Source organism: Cupriavidus sp. SK-4 (genome assembly GCF_000611125.1).
Classification (GTDB): domain Bacteria; phylum Pseudomonadota; class Gammaproteobacteria; order Burkholderiales; family Burkholderiaceae; genus Cupriavidus; species Cupriavidus necator.
The window spans coordinates 22933-32481 of record NZ_JFJW01000168.1; the positions used below are offsets into that span (position 1 = coordinate 22933).

Here is a 9549-nt window from a genome sequence, read left to right on the forward strand (position 1 = left end):
GTGAACGGAAATGAGGCGGGAACCCATCCGCCTGCGTGGGCCTGTGCCTACTTGGTCCTGGGCGGCACGATCGCCGTGCCGGCGTCCGTGGTGCGTTCGTGCTGCATGGTCGGCATCATGTTGCTGTTCAGGTGGAACATCACCCAAAGCGAGCCCGTCAGCGTGATCACCACCAGCACCAGCGTGAACATCAGCGACAGCATGTTCCAGCCGCCCTCCGACCTGGCGTTCATGTGCAGGAAGTAGATCATGTGCACCACGATCTGCACGGCGCCGATCAGCAGGATGACGATGGCGGTGGTGGACGACTTGTCGAACACTTTTCCCATCACCAGCCAGAACGGGATCGCGGTCAGGAAGACGGACAGCACGAAGCCCGTCAGGTATCCGCCCAGCGTCGCGTGCGGCCCCACTTCCTCGTCATGCCCGTGGCTGCGTCCGTGGCTGTCCAGCGTTTCGTCGTGCGCGCTCATGGCAACGATCCCATCAGGTAGACGAAGGTAAAGACGCCGATCCAGACGACGTCGAGAAAGTGCCAGAACATCGACAGGCACATCAGCCTGCGCTTGTTGGCCGTGATCAGCCCGTGCTGCGCCACCTGGGTCATCAGCACGATCAGCCAGATGATGCCGCACGTCACGTGCAGCCCGTGGGTGCCGACGAGCGCAAAGAACGAGGTCAGGAACGCACTGCGCTGCGGCCCTGCGCCCTCATTGATCAGGTGCGCGAACTCGTAAAGCTCGACCGCCAGGAAGCCCGCGCCGAAGACCCCCGTGATGGCCAGCCAGATCTGGGTGCCGGCGATGCGGTTCTGCTGCATCTGCAGCATGGCAAAGCCGTAGGTGATCGACGACAGCAGCAGGAACGAGGTGTTCAGAGCCACCAGCGGCAGTTCGAACAGCTCTGCCCCGCTCGGTCCCCCCGCATACTCCCGGCCCAGCACGCCATAGGCGGCGAACAGGCACGCGAATATCAGGCAGTCGCTCATCAGGTAAAGCCAGAACCCGAGCAGCGTCCCGTTCTGCGGGTGATGGTCTTCGGGCAGGTAGAACTGGTAGCCCCCCGGCGGGGCCACGTCCGCGGCGCCGGTGCCGGTCACATGGTTGGGAAAGGTCGTGTCAGCCATGGCCTGCCATCCGTTGTGTGCGCGCCGCTTCGGTCTGGACCACCAGGTCGGCCGGGAGGTAATGGTCGCGCTTGTAGTTGAACGTATGGATGATCGCGCCGATGATCGTCGCCGCGAACGATGCCGCCGCCAGCCACCAGATGTGCCAGATCAACGCGAAGCCGCACAGCGTGGAGAACCCCGCGAGCACGATGCCGGCCGCGGTGTTCTTCGGCATGTGGATCGGAATAAAGCCCTGCTGCGGCCGCGCGTAGCCATTCTGCTTCATGTGCCACCAGGCGTCGGTATCGTGCACCACCGGCGTAAAGGCAAAGTTGTACTGCGGCGGCGGGGATGAGGTCGACCATTCGAGCGTGCGGCCGTTCCACGGATCGCCGGTCAGGTCCCGAAGCTCCTCGCGGTGGATGAAGCTGACCACCAGCTGGACCAGGAAGCAGGCAATGCCGATGGCGATCAGCAAGGCGCCGAACGCAGCCAGCTGGAACCAGACCTGGTACGTTGCGTCCTCGAAATAGCTCATGCGCCGGGTCACGCCATGCAGCCCCAGCCAGTACAGCGGCATGAACGCAAAGTAGAAGCCGACCAGCCAGAACCAGAACGATGCCTTGCCCCAGGACGAGACCAGCCGATAGCCGAATGCCTTCGGGAACCAGTAGGTAATGCCCGCCATCAGGCCGAACAGCACGCCGCCGATGATCACGTTGTGGAAATGCGCGATCAGGAACAGGCTGTTGTGCAAGGAGAAGTCAGCAGGCGGCACCGCCAGCAGCACGCCGGTCATGCCGCCGATCACGAACGTGACCATGAAGCCGATGGTCCAGAGCATCGGCGGCTCGAAGCGGATCTTGCCGTGGTACATCGTGAACAGCCAGTTGAAGATCTTGGCACCGGTCGGGATCGATATGATCATGGTGGTGATGCCGAAGAACGAATTGACGCTGGCCCCCGATCCCATCGTGAAGAAATGGTGCAACCAGACCAGGTACGACAGCACGGTGATCACCACCGTGGCGTAGACCATCGACGCGTACCCGAACAGGCGCTTGCGGCAGAACGTGGCAACCACTTCCGAGAACACCCCGAACACGGGAAGCACAAGGATGTACACCTCCGGATGTCCCCATATCCAGATCAGGTTCACGTACATCATGGCGCTGCCGCCCTGCTCCGTCGTGAAGAAGTTGGTGCCGACGTAGCGGTCCAGCCCAAGCAGGGCCAGCGCCGCGGTCAGCACCGGGAACGCGGCGATGATCAGCACGTTGGTGCACAGCGCGGTCCAGGTGAAGATCGGCATGCGCATCAGCGTCATGCCGGGCGCCCGCATCTTGACGATGGTCACAAGCAGGTTGATCCCGGAAAGCAAGGTCCCTACCCCGGCCACCTGCAGCGCCCAGATGTAGTAGTCGACGCCGACGTCAGGGCTGTGGATGATGCCGGACAATGGCGGATAGGCCAGCCAGCCGGTGCGCGCGAACTCGCCCACGAACAGCGACATCATGACCAGGATGGCACCGCCCGTGGTCATCCAGAAGCTGAAGTTGTTCAGGAACGGGAAGGCCACGTCGCGGGCGCCGATCTGCAGCGGCATGACGAAGTTCATCAACCCCGTGACCAGCGGCATGGCCACGAAGAAGATCATGATCACGCCGTGTGCGGTAAAGATCTGGTCGTAGTGGTGCGGCGGCAGGTAGCCAAGGTTGTCGCCGAACGCGATGGCCTGCTGGATGCGCATCATGACCGCGTCGGCAAAGCCCCGCAGCAGCATCACGATGCCCAGGATCACGTACATGATGCCGATCTTCTTGTGGTCGATGCTGGTGAACCATTCCCGCCACAGGTAGCCCCACAGGCGGTAATAGGTGAGCGCCGCGACCAATGCGCCCCCGCCGAGCACCACCACGATGAAGGTGCCGAGCAGGATGGGTTCATGCAGCGGGAAGGCCTCCCACGAAAGACGGCCGAAGATCAAATTGGCGAGTTCCGAGCGCTCGGGCATGTTTGTCACCTGGGGCCTGAATTAACCAACCATGGCCGATGGGGCTGGCCAGTACCGCAAGGGAAGAGTTGAATCCGCGCATTACTGCAGCAGCACCCGGCCGTCATTGCGCGCGAACACGGGCGCTGTAGTCGGGGTGTTGCGCGCCGTGCAGATCTCGCCGGACGGATCGAATTTTCCGCGGCTGCGGTCAAGCGCCATGGTGTCTGCCATGCACCGCCCGCCGCCCACGCAACGGTTCAGGATCAGGTCGTAGAGGCCTGGCGCCACATTGGCATAGCGTTGCACCGCATCGCGCTCGCTGGGCTGCGCGAGCTTGAGGTAGGTGTCCGTGGACAGTCCCTGGCCCGACGACTTGACCTGCTGGATCCAGCGCTCGAAGTCCTGGTTCGACAACCCGTGGAACTTGAAGCGCATGTGCGAGAAGCCCGCGCCACTGTAGTTGGCGGAGAAGCCTTCATACACGCCGGACTTGTTGATCACGGCATGCAGCTTGGTTTCCATGCCGGGCATGGCGTAGACCATGCCGGCCAGCGACGGGACGAAGAATGCGTTCATCACCGAGGTGGCGGTGATGCGGAAGGCGATGGGACGGTCGACCGGCGCCGCCAGTTCGTTGACGGTGGCGATGCCCTGCTCGGGATACAGGAACAGCCACTTCCAGTCCATCGCCACCACCTCCACCGTCAGCGGCTTCACGTCCGCCGGCACCGGCCTGCCTGGTTCGATCCGCGTCAGCGGACGGTAGGGATCGAGCTGGTGGGTGCTGACCCAGGTCACGGCGCCCAGCGCAATGATGATCAGCAGCGGCGCGGCCCAGATCGCCAGCTCAAGCACCGTGGAGTGGTCCCAGTCGGGGTTGTAGGGCGCGTCGGTTGCGCTTTCCCGATAGCGCCACGCAAACAGCAGCGTGAGGATGATCACCGGAACGATGATCAGCAACATCAGGCAGGTGGCGATGATGATCAGGTCGCGCTGGCGCACGGCCATGTCTCCGGATGGCGCAAGCAGCACTGCGTTACAACCGGCCAGGCACGCCAGCATGACGGCAGCGGCACACCGCAGCAGTAGTCTTCCCTGCACACGTCTTGGCGGCACTACAGAGTCGAAGCGGCCCATAGTCTCGGAAGTGGCGTCTGAGGAATATCGGCAAACTGCCGGCGAACCCACCTTTCGTTTTTCTATGGCAGTTTAGGCGCTATTCTTGTCAGTGCGAGACTTAAGAGCCAATTTCATCGGAATGAGGTCGGCTCCATGTGCAGTATCGACGCACTCCTGCCAGAAGGAGACTTGACGATGGCCAGCCTCACCCACCAGCATCGAGCATCGCCGACTGCACCTCCGGCGCCCGGCCACCACCAGGTGGCACCCGCCGAAATCGCCACGGGGGTGGTGATCGGACGAGCCTCGGAGTACTTCGACTTCTTCGTGTATGGCATCGCCTCCGTGCTCGTCTTCCCTGCGGTCTACTTTCCGTTCGCTAGCGAGCTGGCCGGGCTGCTCTACAGCTTCACGATCTTCTCGTTTGCATTCATCGGGCGCCCGTTCGGCACCGCGCTGTTCATGCGCATCCAGCGGCGTTGGGGCCGGGGCATCAAGCTGACGGCGTCACTGTTCCTGCTCGGCACGGCCACGGTGGGGATTGCGTTCCTGCCGTCGTACGCGTCGATCGGTGCCGCGTCGATCTACCTGCTGGCGCTGTTCCGCTTCCTGCAGGGCATTGCATTCGGCGGGTCGTGGGACGGGCTGCCGTCGCTGCTGGCGCTCAACACGCCGGAGAACAAGCGCGGCTGGTATGCGATGGTGGGCCAGCTCGGCGCGCCCACCGGCTTTATCATCGCCAGTTCGCTGTACCTGTTCCTGCATGCCAGCCTGACCCCGCCTGAATTCATCGAATGGGGCTGGCGCTATCCGTTCTACGTGGCCTTCGCCATCAACGTCGTGGCGCTGTTTGCACGGCTGCGCCTGGTGGTGACCCATGAGTACACGCAGCTGCTCGAAGAAGACGAGCTGGAGCCGATCAGCACCTTGCAGATGGTGAACGCGCAAGGTTTCAACATCTTCCTGGGGGCCTTTGCCGCGCTGGCCAGCTATGCGCTGTTCCACCTTGTCACGGTGTTCCCGCTCTCCTGGGTGATCCTGCACCGCACGCAGGACATCTCCGATGTGCTGGCCGTGCAGATCGTGGGCGGCTTCATCGCGTTCATCGGCACGCTGCTATCCGGCTGGATAGCGGACCGCATCGGCCGGCGCACCACGCTGTCGGCAATGGCCGTGCTGATCGGCATCTTCAGCCTGGCAACGCCGTGGCTGCTTGGTGGCGGCGCCACCGGCCAGGACATCTTCATCCTGGCCGGCTTCGGCCTGCTGGGCCTGTCGTACGGGCAGGCTGCGGGCGTGGTGACGTCGAACTTCGAACGCCGCTTCCGCTACACCGGGGCCGCCCTGACCACGGACTTCGGCTGGCTGTTCGGCGCCGCCTTTGCGCCGCTGGTGGCGCTGGGGTTGTCTTCGCTGTTCGGGCTGGCAGCGGTCAGCCTCTACCTGCTGTCTGGCGTGATCGGGACCCTGGGAGCGTTGCGCATCAGCCGCGCGCTCGGGACACCTGACCAATGACTGCGGTCATGGCCTGCGCAAGGCCATGACACATTCCCCCTGGATCTTGGCGCCAGGCGCCCGGCGCCATTCATGGCGGATAATGCGCTTTTTACAAGCGCCCCATCCCCATGCACGCAAGCAGCAACACCACTGGACGCATCGACTGGACAACGCTGTTCCTGCTTGCGTTCCCGCCACTGAGCTGGGCCGGCAATGCCATCGTCGGCCGCCTGGCCGCCGGCACGGTGCCGCCCATCACCCTGAACTCTGTGCGCTGGGTGCTGGCAGGGCTGCTGCTGGCACCCTTTGCCTGGCGCGGCGTGATCGAGCACCGCGCGGCACTGCGCCGGCACGCCGGCGTGATCACCGCGCTGGGCGTGCTTTCGATCGCCAGCTATAACGCCTTGCAGTACCTGGCGCTGACCACCTCGACCCCGATCAACGTGACGCTGATCGGCGCATCCACGCCGCTGTTTCTGATCGTGATCGGCGCGATCTGTTTTGGCGAACGGGTGAAGCCATGGCATGTCGCCGGGGCGCTGCTGTGCATGGTAGGCGTGACCTTCGTCCTGGTACGCGGCGAGCTGGGCCGGCTCGCCCAGCTGGACCTGGTTGCCGGCGACCTGTTCATGCTGGCCGCCACCATCGCCTGGAGCGGCTACACTTGGCTGCTGCGCAAACAGCGCCCCGCCATGCCCCTGCCCGTGCTGCTGTTTGCGCAGATCGTCACCGGCGTACTGGCAAGCGCTCCCGTGACGGCATGGGAGCTGATGACGCTGGACCAGCCCCTGCAATGGAACGGCAAGGTCGCGGCCATCCTGCTCTATGTAGCAACCATTCCCTCGCTGCTCGCCTACTTTGCCTGGGACCGCGCCATCGCCCGCGCGGGCGCTCAGTTGCCGGTGTTCTTTATCACCCTGACGCCGGTATTCGCCGCGCTGCTGTCCACGCTGCTGCTGGGCGACTGGCCGCGCTGGTACCACGCAGTGGGGCTGGCCGCGATTGCGGCGGGGATCTGGCTGGCGCAGCGGCGTTGAGGGGCGCCGCCGGGCCACGCCAGGGAACAGCCATGCCCCGGGCGTATCAATCCTGAATCAGTCTTGCCGCGGCCGCACTAGCCTGTTTGCATGATGGGCTCGCGCCCCCTGGTGCACTACCCTCGCAGTAGAGCTCACACCACTGAAGCCGGGGGGAATCATGGGTGAACGGAATCCGCGCGGACGACATGCGTCGGCTGACCTTGCACTATGCGAGGCGCCAGCAAAAGACATCGAAGCTGAAACAGCGCCACCGCGGCGCACACAGCAACCCAGGACAGCGCCCACTGTGCATCCCGGCACTTCCGGCCTGTCTTTCATGGCTGGCCGCCGGGAGCCTCCTGCCGCAATGAGCCGGCTCACGGGTGCGGACGATCCGATGCTGGGCTGCCTGCTGTTGCTGAACCGGGCCTTGCAACGGACGGTGCCTTCAGCGGTCCTGCTGGATGGGCTGCCGCTGGACGGGCAGGCCCTGACGTTGCCGCTGCTCTGCGCCGCGGCGGCGCGCGCCGGCTTGTCGACCCGGCTGGCGCAGCGCGAGCTCGACGATATCCCGGATACCTCGATACCGGCCATCCTGTTGCTGGACAGGAACAGGCCGTGCGTACTGCTGCAGCGCTGCGAGCACGGGCGGTTTCTCGTTGCCCTGCCAGGTTGGGGCGGTGGGGTGCAGGAAGTCAGCCGCGAGGAACTGCTGGCCCAGTACAGCGGGCACGCCGTCTTCGCGCAGCCTGCGCTGCAAGCGGACATGTCAGCCGATACGGAGCCGGCACAGCCGTGCCTGTTGCCCGGCGACGCGATGCGGCCATCACGGCGGCGCCGTTGGGAGCGGCTGCTTGCCGCGACATTCAGGGCACTATGCCTGCGGGGCAGGCTGCCACCTGAAGATGTGGCCCGCGCTGGTGGCTAGTCAGTGCCCCGCGCGGCGCTGATGACGCATCAGGACGTCGGCGATGCCGACGTGTTGCCCGAACTGCTCCGCCAGATCCCCACTGATAGCTCATGTTGAACGGAAACCGCACGTCGTAGCGGTGGCCGACGTCCTCGCTCAACCCCGCCGGGGCCCTCCGCGATCAGCACATCCAACAAGTCAAGCCGAACGGGCTACGCGCAGTCGTTCACCATGCCAGGCACCACGGAAAAAATGAAAGGAGGCAGGACAATTTGCCCTGCCTCCGCTCAGTTGCGCGTCTGCCTCCCCCGAGACAGACGCGCGCCTCCATCCAACCGGCTTATTTGACGCAGGCGAGGTTGACGGCGAGGCCGCCCCACTCGGTGGCCTGGTTGTTGTCGACCTGCACCTGCAGCTTGTCGTTGTGGTTGATGGTTCCGGACGGCACCTCCTCACTGCAGCTCTGCAGGCCGTTGGTGATCTTGCAGCTCAGATCGTTGAGGGGCGTGATGGCTGCCGAAGCGCCCGACCCCGTCACCTTGTGCACCGAGATGTCCAGCGTTCCCCGCACCTTGCCGAGTGTGGTGGCAGTGAGCGTGACCTTGCTGCAATCGTAGGGGATCACGACGCCGAAGTCCGTCGGCAAGGGAACCGCCCCGCCGGCGCCGGTCATGACATAGTGGCCGCGGCTGAGCGTGTCTGGCACGTTGAAGTTGCCGTTGTAGACGGTGCCTGTCCCTGCGGTCACGCCCGAGGTCGGCCACTTGCCGCCCGCCTTGGGACCGTACAGCGTCCCGGTCGTGGTGTCGAAATAGAAGTCGCCATCGACGCCGATGTCATCGGTCGGCGCACCGCTGCCGTACAGGATGTGACCGCCATTGCCTGCAGTGCCGCCACCGGAGCCGCCGGTGCCGCCGCTGCCGCCCGGCTGGGTGACCAGCGTGACTCCTGCCGGCCACACGTCATTGGCCTTGGGCCCATACAGCGTCCAGGTGTTGGTGTCGAGGTAGTAGTCGCCATTGTTGCCGACACTGTTGGATGGCGCCCCCGCGCCGGTCAGGACGACGCCGCCGCCGGTGCCCGACCCGGTGCCGCCACCCATCTGGACGCCCGGCGGCCACGTGCCGTTTGCCTTGGGCCCGAACACGGTCGAGGTGGAGGTATTGATGTAGTAGTCGCCATTGTTGCCGACGCTGTCGGTCGGATCGACCGAGCCGGACAGGATGGTGTTCCCGGCCGCCCCGGTATTGCCGGTACCCGCGATCGAAACCCCTGCCGGCCACACGCCGTTTGCCTTGGGCCCGAACAGCATCCAGGTCACGGTATTCAGGTAGAAGTCCCCGTCCTTGCCGATCTCGGGCCCGGGATCGGTGGTACCCGACAGCATGGCGCTGCTGCTGGCCGCGGTCTGCGTTGCTGGCGACGTTGGCGACGTTGGCGACGTTGGCGTTCCGGTGCCTGGTGCTGTGGTGGCGGCAGTGGTAGACGTCGAGTCGCCCCCGCCTCCCCCGCAACCTGCGACCGTGATGACGAGACAGGCGAGCGGCAAGGCCGCCAGCTTCATGTGAATGCGTTTCATGGATGGACCCCCTTTCCTTGGCCTTTTGAGCACGCGAAATTCGATGGCTTTGGCCGCGCCAACGATGAGGTCAATCTAGCTGGCGGAATCGGAATGAAAAATCGGCTCTATGGACGAGCTGCGGCGATGCGGAATGGCGTGCGACTGCAAAAAAAAGTATGTATAGGAAATGAAACGCCATGGGGCAGCGATTGTCATCGAAACGAGATAGACACCGAGCCTTGAGCTTGCTGAACTCCGGGGGCGATTCGCGCATGCCCAAACGGAGAGTCCGCCATGAACCTGAAGACACTAGGGCGTGTTCACTCTATCTGAGCCCGT

At 64.4% G+C, this 9549-nt stretch carries 8 protein-coding genes; 3 read left to right on the plus strand and 5 right to left on the minus strand.

Features of this window, described 5'->3' with window-relative positions:
• Nucleotides 1–47: 47 nt before the first annotated feature.
• From cyoD to cyoA, 4 genes are all read right to left on the minus strand, one after another.
• Nucleotides 48–473: a cytochrome o ubiquinol oxidase subunit IV gene (gene cyoD, locus CF68_RS32135; protein WP_035827022.1), complete on the minus strand. Its 426-nt coding sequence runs from the start codon at nt 471–473 to the stop codon at nt 48–50.
• A complete protein-coding gene (cyoC, locus tag CF68_RS32140) occupies nt 470–1126 on the minus strand; it encodes a cytochrome o ubiquinol oxidase subunit III (protein ID WP_035827024.1) in 657 nt (218 codons plus the stop codon). Before cyoC ends, cyoD begins: the two co-directional genes overlap by 4 nt.
• Nucleotides 1119–3122, minus strand: coding sequence for a cytochrome o ubiquinol oxidase subunit I (cyoB, locus tag CF68_RS32145; RefSeq protein WP_035827026.1), 2004 nt, complete (start codon nt 3120–3122; stop codon nt 1119–1121). Before cyoB ends, cyoC begins: the two co-directional genes overlap by 8 nt.
• An 81-nt stretch (nt 3123–3203) precedes the next feature.
• Nucleotides 3204–4241 carry a ubiquinol oxidase subunit II gene (gene cyoA, locus CF68_RS32150; RefSeq protein WP_035827028.1) on the minus strand — a complete coding sequence of 346 codons (1038 nt, stop codon included), beginning with the start codon at nt 4239–4241 and terminating at the stop codon, nt 3204–3206.
• A 177-nt stretch (nt 4242–4418) separates the two neighbouring features.
• Between cyoA and CF68_RS32155 the strand changes: the two genes are divergently transcribed.
• The 3 genes from CF68_RS32155 to CF68_RS32165 all read left to right on the plus strand — a co-directional run bounded on the left by CF68_RS32155 (nt 4419) and on the right by CF68_RS32165 (nt 7667).
• Nucleotides 4419–5738 (plus strand): MFS transporter, encoded by a 1320-nt coding sequence (locus CF68_RS32155; RefSeq protein WP_035827031.1) that lies wholly within the window; start codon nt 4419–4421, stop codon nt 5736–5738.
• A 110-nt stretch (nt 5739–5848) separates the two neighbouring features.
• Nucleotides 5849–6757: a DMT family transporter gene (locus CF68_RS32160; RefSeq protein WP_035827033.1), complete on the plus strand. Its 909-nt coding sequence runs from the start codon at nt 5849–5851 to the stop codon at nt 6755–6757.
• 379 nt (nt 6758–7136) lie between these two features.
• Complete coding sequence (locus CF68_RS32165) at nt 7137–7667, plus strand: cysteine peptidase family C39 domain-containing protein (RefSeq protein WP_235205960.1); 531 nt, start codon at nt 7137–7139, stop codon at nt 7665–7667.
• A 322-nt stretch (nt 7668–7989) separates the two neighbouring features.
• On the opposite strand, the gene CF68_RS32170 is transcribed toward CF68_RS32165, so the two are convergent.
• Entirely contained in the window at nt 7990–9228 is a 1239-nt protein-coding gene (locus CF68_RS32170; RefSeq protein WP_035827038.1) for a hypothetical protein, read from the minus strand.
• Nucleotides 9229–9549 lie beyond the last annotated feature (321 nt).

Bases quoted from the DNA above. Each gene is read 5' to 3' on its own strand.
- cyoD (WP_035827022.1), bottom strand. From the start codon at position 473: ATGAGCGCGCACGACGAAACGCTGGACAGCCACGGACGCAGCCACGGG.
- cyoB (WP_035827026.1), bottom strand. From the start codon at position 3,122: ATGCCCGAGCGCTCGGAACTCGCCAATTTGATCTTCGGCCGTCTTTCG.
- CF68_RS32160 (WP_035827033.1), top strand. From the start codon at position 5,849: ATGCACGCAAGCAGCAACACCACTGGACGCATCGACTGGACAACGCTG.
- CF68_RS32155 (WP_035827031.1), top strand. From the start codon at position 4,419: ATGGCCAGCCTCACCCACCAGCATCGAGCATCGCCGACTGCACCTCCG.
- cyoA (WP_035827028.1), bottom strand. From the start codon at position 4,241: ATGGGCCGCTTCGACTCTGTAGTGCCGCCAAGACGTGTGCAGGGAAGA.
- cyoC (WP_035827024.1), bottom strand. From the start codon at position 1,126: ATGGCTGACACGACCTTTCCCAACCATGTGACCGGCACCGGCGCCGCG.
- CF68_RS32170 (WP_035827038.1), bottom strand. From the start codon at position 9,228: ATGAAACGCATTCACATGAAGCTGGCGGCCTTGCCGCTCGCCTGTCTC.
- CF68_RS32165 (WP_235205960.1), top strand. From the start codon at position 7,137: ATGCTGGGCTGCCTGCTGTTGCTGAACCGGGCCTTGCAACGGACGGTG.